This is a genomic window from Nostoc sp. (assembly GCF_036917195.1).
Classification (GTDB): Bacteria; Cyanobacteriota; Cyanobacteriia; order Cyanobacteriales; family Nostocaceae; genus Nostoc.
This window is the reverse complement of record NZ_JBALDG010000077.1, coordinates 195,096-221,915: the sequence shown is the minus strand read 5'-3', so window position 1 is coordinate 221,915 and position 26,820 is coordinate 195,096. Positions and strand designations below refer to the sequence as shown.

21 protein-coding genes are annotated in these 26,820 nt (G+C 40.2%); 10 read left to right on the top strand and 11 right to left on the bottom strand.

All coding sequences use genetic code 11. The features are described 5' to 3' along the window. The first annotated feature begins 27 nt into the window (after positions 1 to 27). The gene (locus V7K40_RS27405; RefSeq protein WP_334965349.1) at positions 28 to 693 is read left to right on the top strand and encodes a metalloregulator ArsR/SmtB family transcription factor; all 666 of its coding nucleotides are present in this window, start codon (positions 28 to 30) and stop codon (positions 691 to 693) included. A gap of 78 nt (positions 694 to 771) precedes the next feature. Here the strand turns inward: V7K40_RS27405 and V7K40_RS27400 are convergent, their stop codons facing one another. Then, the gene (locus tag V7K40_RS27400) at positions 772 to 927 is read right to left on the bottom strand and encodes a hypothetical protein (RefSeq protein WP_334965347.1); all 156 of its coding nucleotides are present in this window, start codon (positions 925 to 927) and stop codon (positions 772 to 774) included. 92 nt (positions 928 to 1,019) lie between these two features. Here V7K40_RS27400 and V7K40_RS27395 point away from each other — a divergent pair, with 92 nt between their 5' ends. Continuing rightward, on the top strand, positions 1,020 to 1,433 hold the full coding sequence (locus V7K40_RS27395; protein ID WP_334965346.1) for a hypothetical protein: 414 nt from the start codon (positions 1,020 to 1,022) through the stop codon (positions 1,431 to 1,433). A gap of 109 nt (positions 1,434 to 1,542) precedes the next feature. On the opposite strand, the gene V7K40_RS27390 is transcribed toward V7K40_RS27395, so the two are convergent. Both V7K40_RS27390 and V7K40_RS27385 read right to left on the bottom strand, forming a co-directional pair. After that, positions 1,543 to 2,625 carry a class I fructose-bisphosphate aldolase gene (locus V7K40_RS27390; RefSeq protein ID WP_334965344.1) on the bottom strand — a complete coding sequence of 361 codons (1,083 nt, stop codon included), beginning with the start codon at positions 2,623 to 2,625 and terminating at the stop codon, positions 1,543 to 1,545. 481 nt (positions 2,626 to 3,106) lie between these two features. Then, positions 3,107 to 3,826, bottom strand: coding sequence for a PEP-CTERM sorting domain-containing protein (locus V7K40_RS27385; protein ID WP_334965342.1), 720 nt, complete (start codon positions 3,824 to 3,826; stop codon positions 3,107 to 3,109). A gap of 546 nt (positions 3,827 to 4,372) precedes the next feature. Here V7K40_RS27385 and V7K40_RS27380 point away from each other — a divergent pair. Beyond that, positions 4,373 to 6,139: a serine/threonine-protein kinase gene (locus V7K40_RS27380; RefSeq protein WP_334965340.1), complete on the top strand. Its 1,767-nt coding sequence runs from the start codon at positions 4,373 to 4,375 to the stop codon at positions 6,137 to 6,139. A gap of 211 nt (positions 6,140 to 6,350) precedes the next feature. Here the strand turns inward: V7K40_RS27380 and V7K40_RS27375 are convergent, their stop codons facing one another. The 3 genes from V7K40_RS27375 to V7K40_RS27365 all read right to left on the bottom strand — a co-directional run bounded on the left by V7K40_RS27375 (position 6,351) and on the right by V7K40_RS27365 (position 12,720). Further along, positions 6,351 to 7,646, bottom strand: coding sequence for a response regulator (locus tag V7K40_RS27375; protein WP_334965338.1), 1,296 nt, complete (start codon positions 7,644 to 7,646; stop codon positions 6,351 to 6,353). Further along, a complete protein-coding gene (locus V7K40_RS27370; protein ID WP_334965336.1) occupies positions 7,643 to 10,078 on the bottom strand; it encodes an ATP-binding protein in 2,436 nt (811 codons plus the stop codon). Before V7K40_RS27370 ends, V7K40_RS27375 begins: the two co-directional genes overlap by 4 nt. A 512-nt stretch (positions 10,079 to 10,590) precedes the next feature. Then, entirely contained in the window at positions 10,591 to 12,720 is a 2,130-nt protein-coding gene (locus V7K40_RS27365) for a tetratricopeptide repeat protein (RefSeq protein ID WP_334965334.1), read from the bottom strand. Positions 12,721 to 12,901: 181 nt separating this feature from the next. Here V7K40_RS27365 and V7K40_RS27360 point away from each other — a divergent pair, with 181 nt between their 5' ends. The 3 genes from V7K40_RS27360 (at position 12,902) to V7K40_RS27350 (ending at position 16,753) form a co-directional block, all read left to right on the top strand. After that, positions 12,902 to 13,600 carry a rhomboid family intramembrane serine protease gene (locus V7K40_RS27360; protein ID WP_334965332.1) on the top strand — a complete coding sequence of 233 codons (699 nt, stop codon included), beginning with the start codon at positions 12,902 to 12,904 and terminating at the stop codon, positions 13,598 to 13,600. 197 nt (positions 13,601 to 13,797) lie between these two features. Further along, entirely contained in the window at positions 13,798 to 16,446 is a 2,649-nt protein-coding gene (locus V7K40_RS27355) for a PAS domain S-box protein (protein WP_334965330.1), read from the top strand. Positions 16,447 to 16,543: 97 nt separating this feature from the next. Continuing rightward, on the top strand, positions 16,544 to 16,753 hold the full coding sequence (locus V7K40_RS27350; RefSeq protein WP_334965328.1) for an addiction module protein: 210 nt from the start codon (positions 16,544 to 16,546) through the stop codon (positions 16,751 to 16,753). Positions 16,754 to 16,900: 147 nt separating this feature from the next. Here the strand turns inward: V7K40_RS27350 and V7K40_RS27345 are convergent, their stop codons facing one another. Further along, positions 16,901 to 17,866: an SDR family NAD(P)-dependent oxidoreductase gene (locus V7K40_RS27345; protein WP_334965326.1), complete on the bottom strand. Its 966-nt coding sequence runs from the start codon at positions 17,864 to 17,866 to the stop codon at positions 16,901 to 16,903. A 253-nt stretch (positions 17,867 to 18,119) separates the two neighbouring features. On the opposite strand from V7K40_RS27345, the gene V7K40_RS27340 reads away from it, so the two are divergent. Beyond that, complete coding sequence (locus V7K40_RS27340; protein ID WP_334965324.1) at positions 18,120 to 19,454, top strand: GTPase; 1,335 nt, start codon at positions 18,120 to 18,122, stop codon at positions 19,452 to 19,454. 94 nt (positions 19,455 to 19,548) lie between these two features. Here V7K40_RS27340 and V7K40_RS27335 read toward each other — a convergent pair whose 3' ends face one another. Together V7K40_RS27335 and V7K40_RS27330 are read right to left on the bottom strand one after the other, a co-directional pair. Beyond that, the gene (locus V7K40_RS27335; protein ID WP_334965322.1) at positions 19,549 to 20,625 is read right to left on the bottom strand and encodes an AI-2E family transporter; all 1,077 of its coding nucleotides are present in this window, start codon (positions 20,623 to 20,625) and stop codon (positions 19,549 to 19,551) included. Positions 20,626 to 21,088: 463 nt separating this feature from the next. Next, on the bottom strand, positions 21,089 to 22,321 hold the full coding sequence (locus V7K40_RS27330; RefSeq protein WP_334965320.1) for a DUF4336 domain-containing protein: 1,233 nt from the start codon (positions 22,319 to 22,321) through the stop codon (positions 21,089 to 21,091). 271 nt (positions 22,322 to 22,592) lie between these two features. On the opposite strand from V7K40_RS27330, the gene V7K40_RS27325 reads away from it, so the two are divergent. The 3 genes from V7K40_RS27325 to V7K40_RS27315 all read left to right on the top strand — a co-directional run bounded on the left by V7K40_RS27325 (position 22,593) and on the right by V7K40_RS27315 (position 24,791). Continuing rightward, on the top strand, positions 22,593 to 23,213 hold the full coding sequence (locus V7K40_RS27325; RefSeq protein ID WP_334965318.1) for a hypothetical protein: 621 nt from the start codon (positions 22,593 to 22,595) through the stop codon (positions 23,211 to 23,213). Between the two features lie 216 nt (positions 23,214 to 23,429). Further along, positions 23,430 to 24,395: an acetamidase/formamidase family protein gene (locus tag V7K40_RS27320; protein WP_334965316.1), complete on the top strand. Its 966-nt coding sequence runs from the start codon at positions 23,430 to 23,432 to the stop codon at positions 24,393 to 24,395. 24 nt (positions 24,396 to 24,419) lie between these two features. Beyond that, positions 24,420 to 24,791: a TSUP family transporter gene (locus tag V7K40_RS27315; RefSeq protein WP_334965314.1), complete on the top strand. Its 372-nt coding sequence runs from the start codon at positions 24,420 to 24,422 to the stop codon at positions 24,789 to 24,791. Between the two features lie 5 nt (positions 24,792 to 24,796). On the opposite strand, the gene V7K40_RS27310 is transcribed toward V7K40_RS27315, so the two are convergent. Continuing rightward, positions 24,797 to 25,381, bottom strand: coding sequence for an NAD(P)H-dependent oxidoreductase (locus V7K40_RS27310; RefSeq protein ID WP_334965312.1), 585 nt, complete (start codon positions 25,379 to 25,381; stop codon positions 24,797 to 24,799). A gap of 287 nt (positions 25,382 to 25,668) precedes the next feature. Further along, entirely contained in the window at positions 25,669 to 26,808 is a 1,140-nt protein-coding gene (locus V7K40_RS27305) for a hypothetical protein (protein WP_334965310.1), read from the bottom strand. Positions 26,809 to 26,820 lie beyond the last annotated feature (12 nt).

The following is a 26,820-nucleotide window of genomic DNA, read 5'->3' as shown; positions in this document are numbered from 1 at the left end:
CAGTCAATAAAGGTCTATCCAGTTAGCATGGATGAATCTGCTACAGTTGAGCGGGTAAAAGTTAAAAATCAAATCCTTTATTTACTTAAAATCAAAGGACAACAGTCGGCAGCTGATTTAGCTCAACACTTGCAAGTATCATCAATGGCAATTCGTCAACATTTACAAACTCTACAAGATGAGCAATTGGTGACTTATACAGAAGAACGTCAAGCTGTAGGTCGTCCGCTAAAGCTGTGGTATTTGACAGATAAAGCCATGAACTTTTTCCCTAATCATCATACTGACTTGGTGGTGAATCTAATTGAGGGGGTAACTCAAGTATTTGGGATGGATGGGTTAGAGGCGTTAATTGCACAGCGCACTCAAACTCAAATTCAAAATTATTCAGCCAAAATGTCAGATAGTCTTTTATGGCGGGAACGAGTAGCTGTGCTTGCTTGCTTCCGTACTCAGGAAGGGTATATGGCAGAGGTGATTGAGGAGTCACCGAATGAATTTCTGCTAGTGGAAAATCACTGTTCAATTTGTACTGCTGCCCAAAAGTGCCCTCAATTGTGCAGTTCAGAATTACAAGTTTTCACAAGGTTACTCGGTTCTACAGTTAGCATTGAACGAGTCGAACATATTTTAAGTGGCGATCGCCGCTGTGCTTATCGTGTTTCAGTCTATGATCAAGCTATTGACTCCTAAGAAACACAAGGGTGTAACGGGGAAGAAGGTGTTTGTTTGATATGTTGCGAAAGCGAAAAACGCGTCCGTGAGAGGCTCTTAAGAGTCAGTAAGGCGGCGCAGTTGTGGATCTTGCAGCTTTTTATTGATATAAATTCGCAATTGTTGTAAATTGTAAGTATTGATGCCCTTAAAGAAATATTGAGGATCGCGGTTCTTGAGAGAATCAAGATTTTTAGGCTCTCCCCAACTCATTCTTATCCTTACTTATCATGTACAGCACTCCAATAAACCTGAACGCAGTCCATCCGGTTTGGAAAAACCACATCCAGGAAGGAAACAGTAAGATGCAAGTGAAGTTATACTACGATGCGATCGCTTGCTATCAAAAAGCATTGACTGTTGCAGAGGAGGTATTGCAAGAAGCAACTTCCCACTTAAGTAATTCTGAGGCAATTCATATCTATGTCCTTTCATGTCAAAATCTTGCTAATTGTCATTTGGCGGTGGAACAGTTAATCGAAGCGGAAACTTACTTGCTCAAAGCTCAAAGCAGTGCATCAGATATAATGGGGGCTAGTAAGTTACTAATGGAATTTCGGACGCAAGCATATTGTGCGTTCTATGCGACATTTCAAGATTTAGTCAAGTTTTATGAAGCTCTTGGTCGGGAAGATGTGCTGTCTGAAATCATCATGCAATCCAAAGAACAAGCATTTAAGTTTCTTGGGCAAGTCGAAGCAACTCTACCAAGCAACTAATAGTGTAAATAAAATAGCGGTACTGGATAGATAAAGACTATTTTCCAAATACCGCTACAATCCTGTGTTGATGTCGAGGAAAGTCGCTAAAAACTCATGAATTAAACTATCAGACCAAAGTCGGTGCTTTTTCCATCTCTGCATTGTACTGACCAAGGCTGGCTGCTCCGTTTAACTTCGCTCGATGATAGAGTAATTTTTGTGCCTCAGATGTCTTATGATCATTACCCCGCCAGTAATCTAAAGCTGGTTGCTGAATAGCGCGGGCATAGGAAAAGCTAACAGACCAAGGACACTGGGAAGCAAATTTAGCATTCATCACATTCAGATGTTCCGTTGAGCGTTCGTTACTCTGTCCACCGGAAAGGAAAGCAATTCCGGGAACAGTAACAGGTACATTATTGAGTAGGCATTGAATAGTCATTTCTGCTACCTGTTCTACACTCGCCTGATTGGGACAAGTCAAGCCAGAAATCACCATACTAGGTTTAAGTATCATCTGGTCAAACTCAACTTTATGCAGACGCAGTTGATTAAATACTGCTTCTAATGTTTTATTTGTTACTTTGTAAGAATCTTCTATTGTATGGTCGCCATCAATTAAGACCTCCGGCTCCACAATTGGTACAAGTCCTCCTTCCTGACACAAAGCAGCATAACGAGCTAGCGCATGAGCATTAGCTTCAATGCAAGTACCGCTAGGAATGCCATTACCAATGGTAATCACAGCCCGCCATTTGGCAAAACGTGCGCCCATTTTGTAATATTCAGCAATGCGCTCCCTTAGACCATCTAATCCTTCGGTGACTTTCTCACCTGGACAACCTGCTAAGTCTTTAGCTCCGGCATCAACTTTGATACCAATGATCATACCCGCGTCTTGCATCACCTTCGTAAAAGCAACCTTAGCCTGAGAAAACTGGCTAATAGTTTCATCGTAGAGAATAGCTCCACTGATGTATTCAGATAAACCAGGAGTTGTCAGAATTAACTCCCGATAAGCACGTCGTCGTTCTTCTGTCGTGGGGATACCTAACTTTTCAAATCGCTTGTTGCATGTAGCGTTGCTTTCATCCATTGCCAGGATACCTTTACCAGGAGCAACCATTGCCTTGGCGGTGTTTCTCAATTCCTGCGCGTATGTACTCATGTTAATCATCCCTTGGTTGGTTTTGGCGATCGCTAGATCCATTGTAATTATTATTGCAATTTTTTTGCAATAATTAAGTATTTTGTTAAATTATTTTTGTATAAATACTATAACCTACTATGTCAGCATTGCTTGTGAGAGATTCATTCTCCCGCATTTTTTCTGATTATGCCAAAGTCTTGTAAGGCTGGATGGATCAGATAGCTGTTGATTTAGCTGTCAATAATCATTTTATATGTATTTACTTTTATTGATATATTTTTTCAATAAATGAACAATGCTTTTTCCAGGAGACTACCGCTTGGACACACCAATGTCCTCAACCAAACTTCAAACTGATAGACATCTCCAAAAATGAAATATGCGTTATCCAGAACCCTTGTAGAGACTTAGCACTGCTACGTCTCTACATTCTTTTTCACTCCTATGTCTAAAGACAAGAAGGAATTTACTTGCTTCTTTGTCTTTGTCTATACATGAGTTGGATAATTTAGTTGTTGGAGTTCCTTCAAACTAAATTAGCCTATACAGTTAGGGAGGCTTTTTGTTTGCGCTTTAGCCACCATCCTGCAACACCGACAACCGCTATCCCACCAAGGGTGTTAGGTTCCGGAACAGGGGTTAAATCGGTATTATCAATAACAAGTTTAGCCAACGAACCATTACCACTACCGGCGAAGAGATAATTTTCATATTCAAAATCACCCTGAAGCGCACCTCCAATTGAGAAAAATTTCCCGCTTCTGGCGTTAATATCTGCAATGGCGTCGGAGTTGAGAACAAAACTTAGGATTTCGTTTGGATCACCAGAAGTAGTGACATCAAAAGTTCCATAATTTTTACCACTTCCCAAATCATTATAAATACTGTTGTTGGGGCTACTATTTTTATGAGTAACTACATTAGCAGGTGTTGAAACGTCAAAAAAACCTAGAGTCTCTGTTGGTGGATTTACTCCACCCTCAAATCTTTGAATTTGCAGGGTTGCTGAGGAGACTCCTGCTATAGCACCAAGATCGAATGTAAAAAAGTTACGATAATCTAGTCCGCGGAGATATCCAGTTATATAGTTGGTATTATCGTTATCATTACTCCCATCATTCTGCCCATATTCGCGTACAACAGCCCACCAACCTTGATCTGATGCATTTACAGTAAAAGTTGCTGCTTGTGCTACGTTCAGCGTTCCTAATCCGAATCCAACAATAGCAGCCGTAATTGCCAATTTGTAACACTTTTTCATTGGACACCCTTATAAATTTGAACTGTTTAGGTAAAATCTACAAAACTTTTTCCTATACAATCACTGTTTTTCAAAGGACACGGTTGCTCCACAATAAGAGTAACTAAGCGTAGTGAAAAATTCAGTATTGAACTAGGGTTCTATTGGCACTAAAGATTATGTATTAAATCAAACAATAGTGTTTTTAGCATAACTAAGATAAAAAATTACAATACTAGTAAAAATACATAAATTTTATACAAAATTTACACAATTTTTATGGCTTCTTTCTTTTTTGGTTTTAAATTACGTCTAATCCGTTACAAAGAGACAAAAAATAGCTTTGAAATTTTTTATTAATCATATAAACATATATCGTCATATTAAGAATTAATAAGTTTTCTAAAATTTAGTAATTTAAAATACTATTTTTTTAAGTAAAAACACTGAAAAAATTCAATTTGCATTTAAAGTATCAAAACTCTGGTTATTTATTTCTAAAGTATTCCGGAAACAGGTGGGAATGTCAGAAAAACTAAATAAAGGGACTTACTGAGTAACCAGGTCATGACCAACCACATAATCGGTAAATTACTACAACGGCGTTACCAAATTGTCCAAAGCCTAAGTGCAGGGGTGTTTGGACAAACATACATAGCTGTAGATGTAGATTATCCACAGAATCCCAAATGCGTTGTTAAACAGATTAAAGTTAGCAGTTCCGAATCTGGCTACTTGGAGATGCTAAGGTTACTGTTTCTAACTGAAACCCAAACCCTCAAGCTTCTGGGAAGCCATCACCAAATTCCTGAATTCATCGCCTGCTTTGAAGAAAACGAGCGATTTTATTTAGTGCAAGAGTGGATTGAAGGACATGCGCTGACTGCGGAATTGCCCATCAAGCAACAGTGGGGTTGTCTGTGGAGTGAAAGGGAAGTTGTAGAATTCCTGATAGATGTCTTAGGTATTCTGGAATTTGTTCACTCCCAAGGCGTGATCCATTGTGACATCAAACCGGAAAATTTGATTAGACGTACTAGCGATTGCAAGTTAGTTCTGATTGACTTTGGCTCAATCCAGTCTGTTGATTTTGGTATAGGTGCAGAATTGCCCATTTATCGGATTCCCGTCACCTCATTGGGATACATACCACCGGAGCAATTTATTGGTCAAACACAGCCCAACAGTGATATTTATGCTTTGGGTATGATTGCCATTCAGGCTTTAACAGGGCTAGAACCACTACAATTAAAGGCTGATCCTTATACTAATGAAATTTTTTGGCGTTCTCAAAACACGCCAGTTAACGATTATCTAGCCGCTGTTCTCAGTCAAATGATCCGCTACGATTCTCAAAACCGCTTCCAGTCTGCGGGTGAGGTACTGCGGGTACTCAAACAAATAACATGGGATCAGCCACCAGAAATATTAGAAGTAGATGAGCAATTTCCCCTAGAGGCGGCGATTGAAGATGATAAATCTCAAAATCCTACATCTGGGAAATTATCCCCGTTATTAACAGGAATGAAAGTCGGACTGGCGGCTAATTCTTTAGTGATGGGATTTGGTGTATATTCTTTAATTAATAATGCACCTGCATACTCAGAAACAGAAACTCTATCTCAAGCCACAAAAGAATATCAAGCAGGAGATTTGCAAGAGGCGATCGCACTTGTTAAATCAATTCCTTCCCACAGCAATGTTTATCCAGAAGCCCAAGCAACAGTTGAAGAATGGCAACAACAATGGCAAGTAGCTGCACAGCAATACCAAATAGCTCAAACAGCTTTTCATGAGAGCAGATGGTCAGATGTTCTTCATGCTGTTGCTAAAATTCCAAATATTTTATATTGGCAATCTAAAACAGATAAACTAGTTCAGCAAGCATCCATCAACATTGAAGTACAGACGCAAGATTTATTAGCAAAAGCTTACGAAAGTGCCCAGATAAAAGATTTTTCAACTGCATTACAATATCTGCGTCAAATTCCTCAAGAAAGTCATACAGGTGCTTTAGTTCAAGAAAAGCTGGCTGAGTACAATAAAAAGCGGCAGATCAGAGCAGCGTACTTTTTGCAGAACGCTTACAAAAAAGCATCTATTGGTGATTTTGATTTGGCTCTGAAATTTCTCCAAAATATTCCCAACGATACTCTAGTTTATGCTCAAGCTCAAGTCAAACTGAATGAGTATACTCAAAAGCAACGCCTGCTGGCTGACTCTCAAAAGGTAGCTTTTGCAAAAAGAACAAATTCATTTGCCTCTAAAAACTTAGCTACTAAGATTGAATATCTTCAGGGAGTAAATTACCTGCAAGAGGTGAATATTCGATAGTTAGAGCAATTTTTAGATGAATGGACTTGTTACATATAGTCTTGAGGCAGAGCCTCCCATTAGGCATTCCCAGTCAGAGACTTCTTTTGGAGAGAAAGCCCCCAGCCCCATTCCCCACCAGGGTTGGGGGAGAGGTTCTTTCAAGATTACTGAATTGGTGTTCTAGTACATAAAAAAGTGATATTTTTTTATTTAATTTGCAAATTCTAATTTATCGGATGGGTAGTTCAAGGATAAACTCTATGCCCTCACCTGGTTGGGAATGGTATGTGAGCTTGCCGTGATGATTATTAACCACAATTTGGTAAGCAATAGATAGACCAAGCCCTGTTCCTTTACCGACGGGTTTGGTTGTGTAAAAGGCATCGAATATTTTTGTTTGGTCTGCTTTGTTTATACCTGAGCCATTGTCGGCAACTCTTAAAATAACTTGCTCTCCAATTGCTTCAGTTTTAATTTTAATCATACCATGATATTGAGAATTTGTACCCAGGTATTTATTTTTATATATTTCTTCAATTGCATCGATCGCATTACAAATTAAATTCATAAAAACCTGATTAATTTCGCCAGCAAAACACTCAACAAGTGGCAAATTTCCATATTCTTTGATTAGTTTGATAGCTGGGTGGTTAGGATTTTGTTTAAACCGATGTCCGAGAATGAGTAATGTACTTTCCAACCCTTCATGCAAGTTAGCTAGTTTCTTACCATCTTCTCTGTGTCGCGAGAAGTTGTTCAAATATGACACAATTTCTGTAACGCGATTTGTACCAACTTGCATGGATTGAATAATTTTAGAGAAATCATTTAACAAAAAGTTAAGATCGCTTTTTTGAATTGCATTTTTAATTTCATCTGGGGGTTCGGGTAGATATTTTTGATAGAGATACAGTAAATTAACTATCTCATGTACATACTGTTCAACAAAATTTAAGTTGCCAGCTATAAAATTGATAGGATTATTAACTTCATGAGCAATTCCTGCTGTCAGTTGACCTAAAGCTGCTACCTTTTCTGCTTGAATCAGTTGAGTTTGAGTCTGTTGTAATTCGACGTTTTTAGCGATCAAGGTTTTTGTTAAATTTCTCAGCTTTAGGTGATTTTCGATCCGCACCAAGACTTCTTCATGCTGAAAAGGTTTGGTAATGTAGTCTACGGCTCCCAATTGTAAACCTTTGACTTTATCAGCAGTTTCTGAGAGGGCTGTCATAAAAATGACCGGAATATCTTGGACACGAGGATTGCTTTTTAGCTGTTTACAGGTTTCAAAACCATCTATACCGGGCATCATCACATCCAGCAAGATTAAATCAGGTAAATCATCATTTTCTAATCGCCCAAGGGCTTTTTCACCGCTGCGTGCTGCCCAAACTTCAAAGCTAGACTGATCCAGAAAGCTGGATAAAACTTGTAAATTGGTAGGGTTATCGTCAACGACTAAAACAACTCCCCTGGAAGGAGCGTAATTGATAGAATTATTTTGGTCTCCAATGGTCGTTTTCATACTGTTTCCACCGCATATTGACTCAAAAAACTGAGGATTAAATCTTCATCAAATTGCCTTGCTAGCTGTCGTAGTTCGTTAGCAAATGGCGCGAAGGTTGTGTCTGTTTCCTCAAGTTGATCAGTCCACTTGAGAATGGCATTGAAGTTACCTTTACTGGCTAAGGTGACTAGTTCCTGCAACACTTTGGGGGAAGGAGGGGTTAATTTAGCAGATTGGCTATTTGCTGTTGTTGCTTCTTTGGCTTTTTCTCCATCAGGCTGAGATTGCTTGTAAATCCATACCAAATTTAAGTAGCGTTCTAATTGATGCAATAATTCATTTACCTGTATAGGTTTGCTGAGGAAGGCGTTACCTCCAGCTTGCAGGCTGCGATGTTGGTCGGCTTCAAAAACACTAGCGGAAGAGACGATAATCAAGACATCCTGAATTTCTGGAGTGTGACGCAGGTGTTCAATTAATTCAAACCCATCCATTTCTGGCATCAGCAAATCTGTGATGATTAAGTCTGGCTTGAGGGCGATCGCTTTTTCTAAACCATCTTTACCGTTGCTGGCTTCAACTACATTAAAACCCAGTGGTTGCAGTAAGTTTGTAATCACTATGCGATTCTCCCAGCGATCATCAACCATCAGGATCGTGTAGGGGCTACCCTCAAAGCCAATGATTTGTTTCTCTGATACAGCGATCGCAGGCTGAAAATATTCAGTTGCTTCGGGAATCTCCAATTCAAACCAAAAGCTACTCCCCTGACCGATCTGACTCTTAACATGAATATCGCTACCCATCATCTGCACTAACTGCTGAGTAATAGCTAAACCTAGCCCTGTGCCTTCAGCTTGGCGGTTTTTCTCACCTACTTGTTCAAATGGCAAGAAAATTTTGCTCAATTCTGCGGGACTTATGCCAATTCCCGTGTCTTCTACAGTACAGCGAAGGCGATGTTTCACTGTCTGCTGATCACTGGGAGATTGATCGATTACTTCAATATTGAAAGTAACCTGACCTTCATCCGTAAATTTGATCGCATTTCCCAGCAGATTTAATAGTATCTGACGTAATCTTTTGACATCAACATGAACCTCTGTAGGCAAGTTGATCGCGGGTTTATAGACAAACAAAATGCCCTTTTCTTTTGCCCGAATGTGGCATATTTCGACAATTCCTTGGAGAAAAGATGGGAAATGCAGATCATGGGGATACAGTTCTAGCTTTTTCGCTTCAATTTTGGAGAGATCCAAAATGTCATTAATTAAAGTCAGCAGATGAGAGCCGCATTGTTCAATAATATTGACGTGATATTGCTCTTGATTAGGTAAAGCTGGGGAACGCAGCAAAATTTGGGCACAACCAAGAATGCCATTCAAGGGCGTTCGCAGTTCATGACTCATGTTGGCTAAAAATTCGCTTTTAGCATGGTTGGCTGTATCAGATGCAGCTTTAGACTTTTTCAGTTCAGCTTGTTCAAATGCTTGCACCTGCCACAAGACAGTAATCATGGTGAGTGTCAGTCCACCGACAATTAAGGCAATCAAATCGAGGAATTGCAATCGAGATTCGATATTTTGGCGGGGAATCACCAAAGCCACAGACCAATTAGCGGCTTGCAACGGCAGATAAGCTACATACTTTTTAGTGCCGTCAATTTCCATCAACTCAATTCCCTGTTGTTTGTTTACCATCCGTTGGGCGATCGCATTTAAATTGCGATCGCCCATTTTCAGCAGGCTGGGTGCAGGTTTTTCTACGGTTGACATTAACGCCGAGTTAGGATGGACGATCGCTTGTCCTTGGGAATTGAGGGCAAAAGCATAGCTGTTGGTGTCATAGTGCAGGGAGTTGACAACCTCTGCAATGTGATCGACTTTCACATTGCCTTGGAAAGCCCCAATCGGTGAATTACTGCTAGCAGAATTTGACCAGATCGGGGTGGAGATCGCAATTAAAGGAATTCCTGTAGAACGGCTAATGAAGGGGTCAGAAATGTTGCTCTTTCCTGAAATTGCTTTTTGAAAGTAGTCTCGATCCTGAATATTTTTATTTGATCGACCAACTTTTGTATTGGAATATGAACCATCTGGATTAGCTATTTGGAAAAGGAAAAATTCATTGATCCGCTTAACTTCTGCCTTTAAATAGGGGTCTGCCGCAGACCAATTTAAGGAGCGGACAGTTGAAGTATTAGCTAGGGTTTCTACCTCCACTTGGCGAAGGTATAACCACTGATCAATTTTAATAACCCCTCTCTGTACCTCTACAAAAGCGCTCTGTCTCAAATCTTTGAGCATCATATTTCTAGCAGCTTGATAGCTGAAATAAGCAGAAATACTGACTACAAGGGTAGTGCCGCCAAGAATAAATCGAATCAGTAAATTTCGTGAGGGATGATTTCCTTTGTCAGATGATGATAGGCTGGAGTTTTGTTGTATCAAGGGTTAGCTCCTTAATCACATAGTTCGGTAAGAAAAAATTCTAGGTTATCTTTAGATTGCCCAAGAAATTACCGATGCTCACAGCTTTTGCTAAAATAGTCAATAAATTTATAGTAATGCTGTGGATTATAAATTTTTATTTAAAAATATTCTTGAAAATCAAATAGAATTCTAATTCTTGCTTCTAAGAAGTGTTGTTAATATATAAGTTTTAGATACTAAGCAATCGCACACCAACAAACCAATCAATGGGATATGTGCAATCAGGCAAGCCTTGGAGATAAAATCGCGATCGCCTAATATTTAAACAATCAGGCTAAATTAGAAACAAAATCGGCAGAAAAAGTAAATATCATGAGTGTCAAAGGTCTGTTTTTGTAATTTTGCAGTCTCAGCAAGCTCGTACTTTACAAGATTTCCACACTGCCGCTTTTATATAGCACTTCTCGAAACAAGGGACTAAACAAGGGGTATCCCCTTGTTAAAAATAGGCAAACTGACGCCACAGTCTACTAAGGTGTCCTCTGCGGTGGATTAGTAGGATTAGGAACTGGGATAATTGGCACAATTATAGGCTTTGGTTTCTCGCCTTGCAGTTGAATCTGAGCTTGATTGCGGGCGTCTATTGCTTGTTGGTAATTAGGCTTGTATTTTATTGCTTGATTGTAAGATGCGATCGCATCTTGATACCGTTTCAAATTTAATAGAGCATTACCTCTGCTATACCAGCTTTCAGAATGGTCTGGTTTATAACGAACTGCCTTATTATAAGATGCGATCGCATCTGCGTATTTCTGCAAACTGTATTGTGAATTCCCCAAATTATACCATAGTTGATAGTCGTTTCTCTTAAGTGTTGCTGCTTTATTATAAGATTTTATTGCTTCTTCATAGCGCTGGGTTTGATGCAGCGACCAGCCCAGATTATACCATGCTTGATAGTTACCAGGATTGTATTTAATTACTTGATTGAAAGATTCAATCGCTTCTGGATAACGTTGTAAATTCATGAGGATATTACTTCTCGCCAACCAAGCTTGATAATAATTTGGCTGGTATTGCACTGCTTTATCATAAGCTGTGAACGCATCTCTGTAGCGTCGCAACTTGACTAGGGAGTTTCCCCAATTATACCAAGCTTGCTCGTAGTCTGGTTTGAAATCAACGACTTTTTCATAGGCTGCGATCGCTTGCTCATATTGTTGAGAATTCTGTAAAGCTAATCCTTTCTTATACCAAGCTTCGTAATTATCTGGCTTTAATTCAATCGCTTTTTCATAAGATTTAATTGCTTGATCATATTGGTTTAAATTACTTAAAGCTTCACCCTTAGCATTCCAGACTTCCGAGTTTTTATCATTTAATTGTAAAGCTTTGTCAAAAGAGGCGATCGCTTCTTGATATCGCTGTAAACTTACCAATACAAAGCCTCGTCCGCTCCAAGCTTCAAAATAATCTGGCTGAATTTGAATTGCTTTATCATATGCAGCTAATGCTTCTTTATATTTTTTTAATTTATACAGCGTTTTGCCTTGACCATTCCATCCTTGAGCATAATCTGGTCTAATATTAATGGCTTTTTCATATACTTCTAATGCGTCTTGATAGCGTTGCAAATCAAAAAATGTATTTCCTTGCTTAGATAATTCTATGGCATTATTTGAATTAATGTAATTAAAAATAAATATTGATGCTACTCCACTAACCGCAATTAAAAATATTGCTAGTAAAATTTTAACTAGTATTCCTTTTTTCGGTTGGGGTTTGGTTATATTCTTTGGTGCAGAAATAGGAGTTAACGCTATTGTCTGAGCAGGTGGTTGGGTTAACTCTTTCAACGCTTGTAATGCTACTGTTGCCGAAGGATAGCGTTGCCGAAAGTCGTAGCACACCATTTTATCTAAGAATTGAGCGAATTCTGGCGTTACCGTGGCTTGATTGTGCCAGATGATTTCATTAGTATCAGCATCTTTTACTATTTCCTCTGATGATAATCCAGTCAAAGCTTGAATAGCAATTATTCCCACAGCATAAATATCACTGCTTAATTTTGGTGTACCATGAGCTTGTTCACTAGGAATATATCCAGGCGTACCTATAGCAACGGTACCTCTATTTGAACCTTCAGGAGTAATCACCTGGGTAGTAATTTGTTTAACTGCACCAAAATCAATTAAGATTAATTTGCCATCCTGGTGGCGTCTGAGGATATTTCCGGGATTAACATCACGGTGAATTACATTCTGTTGATGGACAAACTCTAAGATTGTCAAAATTTCTTGCAAAAGTGAAATTACTTGGTCTTGAGTTAAAGTTTTACCTGGTATTAATTCTTGACTCAAGTCGTGGCCTTTGATTAATTCCTGTACAAGATAGAATTCGGCATTCTCCTCAAAGTAAGCTAAAAGTTGGGGAATGTGATCGTGAGTTCCTAATTTATATAGAACTTGTGCTTCTGTATCAAATAAACGCCTAGCTGTCTCCAAAGTTACTGGATCAGTTGCCTGAAGCTTAAGTTTCTTGACAACACATTGAGGTGATCCGGGTAATTGAGTATCATAAGCCACAAATGTTTCACCAAAACCCCCTCCTCCCAAGTTACTAATAATTTGGTATCTTCCAACAAGTGTGTTTCCTAGCATCTCGTTTGCCTAGTTAAGTGCGATGCGATCTGATTTCAATCTTGCCACAGGTTAAGCAGAAGTGAGGGAGTGGGGACGAGGGAGTAGGGAGAAGATAGGGAACCGCTTGGATCATGACTTGTTTGGTGTTTCTTAATTACAAATTACGTTAGCGAGTCTTTGAGCGTTATTACGAATTAGTATGATTCCTATTAGTGATAATATTCGTTGTCGGAGTAAACCGATTATTAATTACTGGCTGATTGGCATTAATATTGCCATATTTTTATGGGAACTTAAACTAGAATTTAGTGATGAATTGGGGTATTTTGTCTCTAGTTGGGGTGTGATTCCAGCCCAAATTAGTAGCGCAATTACAAATGCACTCTTCTTCAACAATGCTGCTTGGATAATTGTAATTTGGCAAACATTATCAATAATTTTGGGAATATTTATACATGGCAGTTTTAGTCAAATATTGGGAAATTTGTTATTTTTGTGGGTTTTTGGGAAGACTGTAGAAAATATTCTGGGACATAGACGCTATCTAGGATTTTATCTGGCTGCTGGAGTGATCACAGGGATAGTCCAAATTCTGGCTGAACCGAGTTTGACAGTACCATTGATTGGGGCAAATGGCGCGATCGCAGCTATTTTAGGAGCATATGTGATGAAGTTTCCTAAAACTAAAATTGACACGATTTTGCCGCTAATAATTTTGTATATCCCGATTGAACTCCCAGCCTTTTTCTATATATTTTGGTGGTTTGTACAACAATTATTTTATGGTATAGGCAGTTTAAATATTCCCCCTGTTGGTGTAAATCAATCGGGTGTTGTCTTCTGGGGGCAGGTTGTGGGATTACTGATTGGTGCAGCTTACATGCGATTGAAAAGATGAGTGATTACTAAATCACTGCTGGATGCAAAGCGTCTTCTCGTTAGACATCGCTCTGAATATCAGAGAATGTCTTTTGGCTAAAACTTCTATGTACCTTTTGATGGATTGTATTTTTAAGCTAAAAAATTCATACTGCTAAAGCTAGGGGATACCTACTCTTCAAATCGGTATTGTTGAGTTATGAGCAGTGTAATAAGATGTCAAATGTTGATAAAACTAACTTTCAAGTCACTGATGAATTAGCAGTTCTGCGGCAGCGTGTGGCTGAGTTAGAGCAATCAGAAATATCTTATCAACAAAGGCAAGCAGCGCTTGAGGAACAACTAACAAAACTAGAAACAGAACTGGCAACAGCAATACAGAATCCCCAGATTCAAGTCGTCGAGTATGGCATTCAATCGCATCTTCAACAGGGAATATCCACAGCCTTTAATCTACAAACAGATGTGGCGGTGAGTTTACAACAACTCCAACAAGAAATTATCCAGCGACAGCAGGTAGAAGTCTCCCTCAGGGAGAGTGAAGAACGGCTTAGGCTAGCTCTAGATGCTTCCCAGATGGGCTTGTGGGATTGGAATATTGTTACCAATCAAGTCATCTGGTCTGAAAATCATGAAGTGCTTTTTGGTCTGCTACCAGGGAGTTTTGAGGGCACTTATGAGGCGTTTCTGAAGTGCGTTTATCGTGAAGACAGGCAATCTGTAATGCAAGTTATTGCCCAGGCTTTAAGACAAAAGACTGACTACAACAATGAATATCGCATAGTTCGATTAGACCAAAGTGTACATTGGATTTCTGCCAAGGGAAAATTTATTTATGACGATCAGGGACAAGCGGTGCGAATGATCGGAGTTTGTATGGAAACTACTGTGTGCAAGCAGGCAGAAGAAAGTACTCGTGAACTAACAACCCAAGTCCAACAACAGGCAAATATTTTAAATGCTATCCTCACTGCATCAGTCGATCACATTTATATCTTTAATCGCAGAGGTTGCTATCAGTATGTCAGTCGTGATGGAGCTACTTTATTAGGTTTAAAGCCCCAGGATTTAATGGGAAAAACTTTGCCAGAACTGGATTTACCTACAGACCTTGTAGAGCAGGTAGATAATCAACGACAAGCTGTGATGAAAACTGGGCAGCCAATCAAGGATGAGTGTGAATATCTTACCGCTAATGGAGTACATTATTATGAATACATCCTCACAGCATTACGGAATTCTAATCAAACTATTGAAGGCGTAATTAGTGTTTATCGCGATATTACCGAACACAAACGGGCAGAAAAATCATTACGTGAAAGTGAAGCGCGATTTCGGCGTTTATTTGAATCTAATCTGATTGGGGTCGCTTTTTGGAATGTGGATGGCTTTATTATTGATGCCAATGATGCCTTTCTTCAACTAGCTGGCTACACTCGTGATCAGTTTGCCACCTTAGGGAGAATTAATTGGAGAGAACTTACTCCTGTCGAGTATAAGGATTTAGACGATCGCGCCCTCTTGGAAGTGCAAGCCACTGGAGTTTCCAGAATTTATGAGAAAGAGTACCTCCACCCCAACGGAAAGCGAGTCCCAATTGTTTTGGGGATAGCCTTGCTGAATGACTCCAAGGATAATGGTGTTGCTTTTGTACTGGATATTACTGATCGCAAATCAGCCGAGAAAGAATGCGCTCGCCTCCTCGAACGAGAAAAAACAGCACGTCAACAAGCAGAAATCGCCAACAAAATCAAAGATGAATTTCTGGGGGTTCTCTCCCATGAACTGCGAACCCCACTCAACTCCGTTATGGGGTGGTCAAAAATGCTGCGGACTCGCAAGTTTGATGAAAAAACCACTAACCACGCCTTGGAAACCATTGAACGCAACGCCAAGTTACAAACCCAGCTAATTGAAGATTTGTTGGATGTGTCTTGCATTCTCCAAGGAAAATTAAACTTGAATATCTGTCCGGTAAGCTTGGTAATGGTGGTTGAAGCAGCATTAGAGACAGTACAACTAGCGGCACAAGCTAGGTCAATTCAAATTCAGACCATATTTGATCCCACTTTAGGACAAGTGATCGGCGACCCAAATCGGCTTCAGCAAGTTGTGTGGAACTTGCTCTCCAATGCAGTAAAATTTACACCAACAGAAGGACGGGTAGAAATTCGACTCATGGAAGTTGCTAACCAAGCTCAAATTCAGGTCAGCGATACAGGTAAGGGAATTTCGCCAGACTTTTTGCCTTATGTGTTCGATTACTTTCGCCAAGCTGATGGCACAACTACCCGGACATTTGGGGGATTAGGTTTAGGATTAGCGATCGTGCGTAAGGTTGTAGAAATGCATGGGGGAAAAGTTCAAGCCGAAAGTCCTGGAGAAGGAGCGGGTGCCACTTTCACTGTTAAACTACCGCTTTTAGTCAGAAGTGAAGATGTTAGGTGTGAAGAAAATGAGTCTTTAGATTCTGAGCCAGAATCCTCGCTCCTCTCAAACACTCAAGTTTTGGTGGTGGACGATGAACCCGATATCCGCGACTTAATTACCTTTATTTTGCAAGACTACGGTATGCAAGTAACCGCTGTATCCTCAGCAGAGGAAGCATTACAAGCGCTGTCTGAGTCGATACCAGATGTTTTAATTAGCGATATTGGAATGCCAAAGAGAGACGGTTATATGCTAATGAGGGAAGTGAGAGCGCGATCGCCCAAACTTGGAGGACACGTACCAGCGATCGCTTTGACGGCTTATGCTGGCGAAATGAATCAACAGCAAGCCTTAGCAGCAGGATTTCAAATACATATTTCTAAACCAGTAGATCCAGATGTATTGCTGAAAGCGATCGTTGATTTGATAAATTAGTCATTAGTCATTGGTCATTTGTCATTTGTCATTTGTCATTGTTTTTTGGTACATAGGGAGTGTTTCGTTGGAGAAAAAAACTTCTATAGAACAAATCATGAAAGAAGCTTTAGCTTTGCCCAGTGCAGCGAGAGCATTGTTGGCAGAAAAGCTGGTTGAAAGTCTTGTATTTGATGTAGACGAAACACTTCAAACACTGTGGACGGATGAAGCCAAGAAGCGTAGAGATGAAGTTCGCAGTGGTGCAATTGAACCCATTCCTGGAGAAGAAGCCTTAGCTAGGGTAAGACAAATTTTGGAGCAATGAAATACGTCTTTCATCCAGCATTAATTGAATACGGTGAAGCTGTCAAGTTTTACGCAGAGCATCGTCTCATTTCTTCTTGTTTAAATCGCACAATGCTAGAGGTGACGCCAGTAGGTACACCGAGCGTCGTGCTTTCGGCCTTGCCGATCACCACGGGATCGTTGTGTTCTCCCAGCGCGTGAATGTCCCCGTCGGGCCATCCGGACCGAGCAGTGCAACGCGCACCACCTCACGGGACCCATCTTCGACGGATTCCGTGCCTGCATATCCGTTGAGGTTCGTCTTGGTAAAGGCAGGTGATACGAGGTTTACTTTGATTCCGGTCGACTCCAGTTCGATCATCATGGCCAGCGTCATCGCATTGAGCGCGGCCTTGGACGCCGGATAGATCGGGCCATAGGAGGCGTGAGAGGGAAAATTAGGATCCGCGTTCGTCGTCAGCGAGCCGACTCCGCTAGACACATTCACGATGCGGGCGTCTGAGGATTCGCGAAGAAGCGGAAGCATCGCTTGGTATACCGAGAGCGCCCCAAACACGTTGGTCTCCCACACCGCGCGAATCTCATCGAGAGGGGCGTTGCTCGCGCGGGATATCTTGAAGTACTCCTCCAACGACAAGTTCCCCTTATTTATATTGGAGATAGCCGCGTTGTTAACGAGAAGGTCAAGGCGACCAAACTCCTTACGGATGCGTTCCGCCGCAGCGTCGATCGAAACTCGATCAGTAACATCGATTTGGAGAGCCGTCGCGCCCGCCCCGATCTCCTCGGCTGCGGTCTTGCCACGCTCGAAATCGCGCGATCCAACGAACACAGTAACTCCATTCGCTACAAGTTCCTTGGCGATCTGAAAACCGACTCCTTGATTGGCTCCGGTAACCAGAGCGACGCGTTCGGTTGGCATGATGTTCTCCTTGATGAGGCGGATGGGCAGCCTGCTATCCTTATTGTAAGCCGAAACAATCGCATTGTTAGTCGATACAATCGCATTGTCAGCCATCACAATCGCATTGTCAGCCATCACAATCGCATTGTTAGCCATCACAATCGCATTGTTAGCCATCACAATCGCATTGTCAGCCTGAAACAATAAATTTGCCTTGGGGACATCCAAGAATTAAATTACTCAATTCCTACATCCAACGTTACTATCCAATTTTTTCTCCCCCTGCCTTCCAAAACGATTGATTATTTTTTTAGTTGGAAGTCCCTTGCTAGGTTTTTCTACAGCAACGCTTCCTTTAGGATTGTGAGACACGCTACCTCCAGAACGCGATCGCCCAAGTTGATACAATACTAATGGTACTAGTTATCCCATTGAAAATCGCTATAAGATGAGTAAAAGGGTCTTCTACGTTTAGATGGAAATGACTGAGCAACGTGATGCTGACTCACCGTCAACTGATTCTCAGCAATTGAGTAAACCGACCGATGGCGCAACAACCAAGTCGGTCGATAATTCCTGGACAAACCGTATTGGTGGTGTCTGGAATAAAGCTACAACACATCTAACGCAACTCTTACCCGTAGAACAACTGGCACAAACGGTTGTTGAATGGTTTAGTGTAAGCGAGACTCAGGTTGCAGAGATTTTAGAGAAAATCCGAGCCGAACTGCCAACCACAGAAGCTCTGGTGATTGGTAAACCCCAAGCCGGAAAAAGTTCAATTGTGCGGGGATTGACAGGAGTTTCTGCCGAAATTGTCGGTCAGGGATTTCGTCCTCATACGCAACACACCCAGCGCTATGCCTATCCTTCCAATGACCTGCCGTTACTGATTTTTACTGATACTGTGGGACTGGGTGATGTTAAACAAGATACTCAGGCAATTATTCAGGAGTTAGTTGGCGATTTAAAAAAGGAAACTCGTTCTGCCAGAATCCTGCTTCTGACAGTTAAAATCAATGATTTTGCAACTGACACGCTACGACAAATTGCTCAACAGTTGCGCCAGCAGTATCCAAATATTCCCTGTTTGCTGGTAGTTACTTGTTTACACGAGGTTTATCCTGGCGATACCGTCGATCATCCTGCCTATCCACCAGATTATCAGGAAGTCAATCGCGCATTTGCCGCAATGCAGCAAGCTTTCGCCGGAATAACTGACCGCTCTGTACTCATTGACTTTACCTTAGAAGAAGATGGTTACACTCCGGTATTTTATGGCTTAGAAGCGCTGAGAGATTCCCTGGCAGAATTACTCCCAGAAGCCGAAGCCCAGGCGATTTATCAACTATTGGATCAAGAAGAAACTGGTAAGCAACTTGGTACTCTTTACCGAGATGCTGCACGCCGTTATATTTTGCCATTTTCAATTATGTCTGCCACCCTTGCGGCTGTACCTCTGCCATTTACCACAATGCCTGTGCTAACTGCCTTGCAAGTCTCAATGGTGGGTTTGTTGGGTAAATTATATGGCCAGACACTTACACCATCCCAGGCGGGAGGCCTTGTGAGTGCGATCGCAGGTGGTTTTTTAGCACAGGCAATTGCCCGGGAGTTAATTAAATTTATACCAGGTTTTGGTAGTGCGATCGCAGCCTCTTGGGCAGCCGCCTATACCTGGGCACTAGGGGAAGCAGCCTGCGTTTACTTTGGTGATTTAATGGGAGGTAAGAAACCTGATCCCCAAAAAATTCAGTTGGTAATGCAAGAAGCGTTCCAGGCGGCGCAAGAAAGGTTTAAGGGAATCAAACGTTGAGACTCAATAATCCTTATCAACAGGCTTTTCGGAAATCATGTGCGTTTACCTTGATCAACTATGGCTTCTAATAGTTAGCTGAAGAATTGCTCATTTAGTCGTTCAATTTCACATCTGTCCTACTTTCAATTGCTACTTGCTCTAAAGTCGGTTCTTCAAGCGTAAACTCATCAATCAGCGTAATTATCACCGCTGCCGCAGGCACTGCAAGCAGTATACCAATAAATCCAAATAGCTTACCCATTACCAGAAATGTCACAATTACCATTACCGGGTGAATATTAACTTGCTGACCCATCACCACAGGCTGAACAACATGGGCATCTACTTGATTCATTACAAAGAAAAGTATCAGCACAAATACTAGCTTTAGCGGTGAAATACTCAATGCTATTAATGCTGGTAAAAAAGCACCAATAATTGAACCAAAGTAAGGAATTATTTCAAATAAACCTGCAATAATCCCAAATGGTAGGGCTGACGGAATCCCCAAAATCAAAAGTCCAAAGGCTGCACCAACACCCAGAAATATCATCGCTATCCCTGTCCCAAAAATCCAGCCCCGCAATCTTGTCTCGCAAGCCTTAAGGATTCGTTTAAACCGCGGATGATGTCGCCTTGGTACTAATCTTAAAATCCCTTTCACTAAGGAATTAGGATCGTAAGCCATGTAAAGCGCTAGAATTAACGTCGCTACCAACTCCACAGTTAAACTCAAAGCTTCACCTAAGAAAACTGGTACTCCAGCCAGTAACTGGTCGGTCAAGTTCCGTAGTTGTATTAGTGCTTGGGAAATGTCCGGAATAAAACTGAATCTCTGACGTAGTTGCTCAACATCTCCTGTCAATCTATTGAGATAAGTTGGTAATGTTTTTATTAATTTTTGAGACTCGAACGTTACACTAGGTAGGACTATAGTAGCTAATACTACAACAAATCCGACGATTAATCCAATTAGTAACAGAACAGCAAGATCCTGTGATTTGACTAACTTTTGCAAAAACCGTAATAGCGTTCGCAAAATTAAAGCAATCAATGCTGCAATGGTTAAAAGTTCTAATACTGGTAAAAGTTGGTATAGGATGTAGAGTACCAAAGCTACCATTACTGCCAATGGTGCACCACGAGTTAACTGCGACCATCCACTGTCTGTATCTCTAGGATTCGCCATTACTGTCACTTATTCTTCTGTTGATCATTATTTAAATTGTGATTCGATAAATTAAGTTTTTTACCGATTTTTGCGTAATTCCTGTTACTGAAGTACACAAATTAGAGCTAAAAGCCAGCCAGAAAATCCGTTTGACTTCTGAATACTAGATTTGGACTGTCATGAGTTATTCATTTACATATTACGTACCTTGAAAAAATTGTAAATTGCAAGGCCAATAGCTAAAAGTAATACTGCATGAATTAAATTTACAGCAATATGAAATACCAATCTTGATGCCCAAAAAGCAATCTGTGCAGCAACAATACCCTAAAATATACTCAACATCATATATTTACTCTTGAGCAAGCGATTTTTCTTGATTCAGATATTTTATCATCTAACTTGAGTCTTATTCCATTTGTCATAGGTCTAGAAATTTCAATCATCAGTAATCACTTTCTTAAAGTTACAAAAAATTCTCCTACACTTTCTCCTTTGCTGCTGGGACAATGCCAAACTTATTTAAACCTGCATCAATGTTCTTAAGTGCTTTAAAATCCTCCTCTGGTAAGGGATAGCTGCTATTGCTGAAGAAACCCCCACTGACAGCAGGCTGCTTTTCCAAAAAAGAGAAAGCTTGGCGAAACTGATGCGACTGGGCTTTAATCGGTGAATCAAAGTGGCAGGGAATAATCCACTCAAAGTCCCAACTAGCAACTTTATCAGCCCAGTCAATGGTTTCTTTGGGTGCGCGGTTGAGAATCAGCGTCTGTAAAATTGGTGCGACAAACAAACGCCCATCACCTCGCAGCGCATCAAATGATCGCTGCCAATCTGACTGCCATTTAAAGGGATACAATCCAAAATAAGCTTTCTTTGAGTGTTCTGGTGCTTTCAAGGCATCTTGCAACACCTGACTCCATTGGCGTATATCTAGTGCGTTTGGTTGAAAGTAAAAAGCAAATAGACAGATGCGCTGCCAACCCTTACGGCGATTTACTTCAATGTCTGCAACAATATCAGAAGCATGATCCTTGGCATGGAATAGCAAGGGATATGGATCTAATAGAATGATCGCAGGTGGATCTTCTGGGATAGAAAGCACAGAATCTGTTACTAAAAGAGTATGCGATCGCTTGTGGAAAAAAGCAACTTCCGCAAACCGACCAGGCCCAAGCTCGATGGGGCCCAGCATTGCATAATCAAACTCGTCAGCAAAAGGTGTTTTGCTACTATCTTCTGGGAGTACTTGAGTGCGTTTTGGGGGTAAGCCAAGCCAGCTAAGGGGGAGATTTAGCGGGAAACTCCACTGATGGGGAGCCACAAACACCTGTGCAGTCCCAAAGTATCTAGCGAAGGGGCCGACGAAGACTTTGTGTTCTATAGCGGAGATAGTTGGCAGAATAATGTATTTAACGTTACCGTGTTCCGCCACCAACTCATTCACAAGCCGAATACACTCTGGGGTTGGTGCAACAGGCGCATAGACGAGAAGGCCCCCGGCTTCGAGCTTAACTACAGTCATGCGAATCGGTACAACAACGTAGAAAATGCCCTGAATCTGGTCAAAATTCCAAATTGTGTCCTTGACCACTTCTTTGCGGATTGTCTGCCGCCTACCAAATGGGTAGAGTGGCACAATAGGCCATAATCTCCATGAAAAGTCTTTTGGATGTATCTGTTGTGCATTGACTATGCGTTGATCATCAGCCACTCTGCGACCCCCTCCAAATTCCCGATGTTCAAATTGTTTTTATTTGCTCTCCACAAAGTTGGAGTTTAGCAAATTGTTGAGATAATCATACCAATTCCTAATTCGTAATGACGCTCGATTGCGTCCCTTGGGCGTCTCCAAGAGTTGTGTTAGCGACTGTGCGTAGCGTCTGACTCGCCTTCTCTACGAGACGCTACGCGAATGGCGAGAAGCAAGTTACGTATTCGTAATTCGTAATATATCCGGCGTGGTTCATACACGATAAAAAATTATGAGCAAATATAAAATTTTAAAACCTGAGCAAAGTTACACTTTTAGTCAATACTTTTTGTTACCTAACCCAACAATAGATGTAGTAGCTGAGTTTGAGTACGGCTACGAGCGCACAGAACTAGAATTACCGACATACTTTGCTGATATTAGCTATTTAGAATTTTTACAAAGTTATTTACAGCGCAATATAAAGCTTTTTAACCCGATGGCTGAGATATCAATCAGAGAATTTATGATTGCTCCTATCCTTACTGAAATCTGCGATCAGACAAAAGCTCAACTATATAGTGAGTATCCACTTAATGTGGATGAAAAGCTCAAAGGCACTTTGGATTATTACTTACATAAATCTAACTCACTATTGGTGATTGAAGCAAAACAATCAGATATCAGAAGGGGGTTTACACAGCTAGCAGTAGAATTAATAGCTCTGGATCAGTCTCTAGATAATCAATCATCAATTTTATTTGGCGCAGTTACTAATGGAGATGACTGGAAATTTGGTACACTCAATAGACAACAGAAGCTAATTACAGAAGATATTAAACTTTATCGTGTTCCTGAAGGTTTAGAAGATTTGGTACGAGTACTAGTAGGCATCCTTTCATCTGAGGGTTGACGGAATGACGGAAGTTGAAAAACAGCTTAGGGAACTCCAAAAATTAAATTCTTCAATTTTTCCATCCAAGACGACTATCAGATTCTTTTTCCCCTGCTTCCACTGCTCACTGAGCGATTGATTATTTTTTTATTTGGAAATCCCCGTAAAGACTTATTGTTTTGGGGGACGCTCTGACGCGGAGAGTTTTTTGATAAGTGATTAGGCAGATATGATATGACTCATTACATTTTAAAAGCCTCAAAAGAAACCGTGCATCTAGGTGGTTTCTCCCATCTGCTAAAACCAGCACTCACTATTGATTCTGGTGATACGGTTGACGTAGAAACTTATACTGGTTATTATGTTTACGACAAAGCACCACCTGAGTTTGTTACACCAGAATTTCTCGATATCTGCCAAAATCTTTTACCAGAACGCAAAATTGCTGGGGGCCCGCATTTACTCACAGGGCCTATTTACATGCGCGATGCCGAACCAGGGGATGTTTTAGAAGTACAATTAAATGCGATCGCACCTCGTTTACCTGTCGGCTTCAATGCCATTCGTACAGGTTGGGGAGCTTTACCAGATCAGTTTCCTCAACCTGCTTTGAGATTCATCCCTCTAGATTTAGCAAACAATATCGCTGAATTTCCGGCGGGTGCTGGCATAAAAATTCCCCTCAAACCATTTTTTGGAATTCTTGGTGTCGCTACTCCAGAAACCTCTCGAACTTCTGTCCCACCAGGTTCTTACGGTGGTAATATCGATAACCGAGAATTACAAGCTGGTTCTTGTTTATTTTTGCCAATTTTTGTACCAGGTGCATTATTTTCTATTGGTGATGGACATTCTGCACAGGGAGACGGCGAAGTAAATGTTACCGCCATTGAAACTTCGATGAACGGTAGAATTACCCTCAAACTTCGCAAAGATTTACAACTGACAACACCAATTGCCGAAACTCCAACTCATATCATCACAATGGGCTTTGCTCAAACCTTAGATGAAGCCTTAGAACTGGCTTTAAAAAACATGATTGATTTTCTGGAACGCTTCATAAATTTGTCGCCAGAAGATGCTTATGTATTGTGTAGTTTAGCTGTAAATTTTCATATCACTCAAGTTGTGAACAGTCCCCAAAAAGGTGTGCATGGAATGCTAACAAAATCAATTTTTTCCAAAAATATTAATTTATAATTTGTAATTTAGCGACCATTTTTTATGTCTAATATCTTTATTCAACTGTTGTTAATCGGTTTAGTTTCTGGCGTTGCTGGCGGGATGTTTGGTATTGGTGGCGGCGCAATTATGATTCCGGCAATGGTATTAGTAATTGGTTTAGATCAGAAGTTAGCTACAGGAACTTCTGTGGCTGCTCAAATTTTGCCAATCGGCATTTTAGCAGCCTTAGTTTACCACCACAACGGTAATCTTAATATTAAATATGCCCTAATTATTGCAGTTGGTTTAATTGTGGGTAACTTGTTCGGGGCATTGTTTGCAAATCAGCCGTTTATTAGCACCGAGTTAATGAAAAAGCTGTATGGTATCTTTGTGTTAATGATAGCGATTCGTTATTTACTGTCAAATTAAAGACTTTAATTAAGCTTCAGCAATATCTTTGTTAAGCCATCGCCTAGCTTTTCAATAGATTGCTGCTGTTTAGGATCTTTTAACGTGCCATCAGCATTAAAAGCTTCATAAGCTTTGGGTACGGCTACCTGATCAGGAAGTACCAAAACTTTCATGTTTCCCAATATAGACCGTAAGTGAACCAACCCCCGCAAACCACCAAGAGCGCCTGGGGAAGCGCTCATAATACTAGCAACTTTACCTGCAAAAGCAGTCAAAGCCAAAGGTGCTTCATTTGGATATGGACGGGATGCCCAGTCAATAGCATTCTTCAAAACTGCTGTAAGGGAACTGTTATATTCAGGCGAAGCAATCAGCAATCCTTGATGAGAAATCATCAACTCCTTAAAAGTGCGGGCGTTGGCAGGTAGTCCTTCTTGAGCTTCCAAATTTTCATCAAAAAGAGGTAGTGGCAAATCGCAAAGGTCTATATAAGTCACTTCTGCGCCTGCTGCCTTCGCGCCAGCCGCCGCGATTTTTACCAATTTTTTGTTGTAAGAATCAATCCGGGTGCTGCCAGCAAAGGCGAGGATTTTGGGTGTAGATGCCATAGTTCTAGGTTGAATGGGAATAAATTGGCCAATTCAGCTGCATTATCCTGTTTTCAGGCGATCGCTATTTGTTACCTTTAGATTTTCTTTATAAACATTGTACCTGCGGAATATGGGTTAAAACCATAAAACTCCAATTTTATTTTTGAAAATAAACTGAGTCTAAAGTAACCAGTTTTATCAGCGTTTTCTCTGAAATACTGCTTAGAAATCAGATATAATTCTTATACTACCTGTAAGTATTTGTGTTCAAACTTGTTACGTCTCTATTCTTTACGAAATTTTGCTCAACCAACTAATATTTGCCATCTTTGACGGACTACTGAAACTAATTTGTACATTTTCTTGTATAACCAATCAGGTAAAGAAGCTAAAAATAAATAAACTAAACCACAGAAAACTACCCAATTGAAAAACTCGTCTATGACAAAACCTAAATTAAAGGTTAAATAGTAATTTATTATTCGAGAAACAATTAAGTACCATAAAGATAGAATTATTGTCGGTAAAGTGAATGATGCAGCTAAAAAGTAACGACTGTTTTTCTGTTTTATCCATGTAACAACTTGGGGAATTGTAAAAATTAAAAACATGAGTCTATAATCCCAGTTGTGACCAAACAGAAAAGTACCTATATAAATACCAGCCCCTACTCTAAAAGAGTCTATATCCTTATTTTTTTCTCTTTTACTTTCGTCTAAATTAGAATTTTTAAATACTAATAATAAATTTATTACAAATATTAAAAATAATAATGACTGGAAAAATATAGGGAGTATAAATTTTAAAAAATCTAGATAATTTGATTTTTGAAAATGATTTTCTAAAGCTAATACAAAAACATCATATCCATAAGACATATCAGTTCCTTTCGGAGTCACATTAATCATTTGTTTGACATCTGATAATGTAAAAATAAGATAAGCTAAAAAGCTCATACAACTCATGGCTAAAAGAACCCAAAACCGAGATATTTTTTCCTTTAAAATTAAACCAATGCCAAAAATGGGAAAGAGCTTAAGAAAACTAGCAAATATAATCAAACATAATGCAGCTATTACTGAAAAATATCCTACTCTTATAGCAATTGCCAGAATAAAGAATAAGAATAAGTCAGGTGTTCCTCTTTCTACACCCAGCATTATAGCTGGAGAAATAAAAGCACATGAAAGTATGCAAGCTGTCAGTTTATCAAGCTTTTTAAGAAAAATAAAAGGACTCAAAAAAAATGAACTTATAAAAATTGTTCCTAGAAGATTAGTATGGCTCTGGTTCAATTTAAAATAAAAAAGAACATTCCATAATCTTGAGAGATTCATAGGACGATGCCAAGGATCTCGCACATTATTAAATAAAGGATCATATCCTAGAACACTAGCCTCTGAACCACTTGTGATTGCACGAGTATCAGCAAAGTTTGGCATCATGACAGGAATATG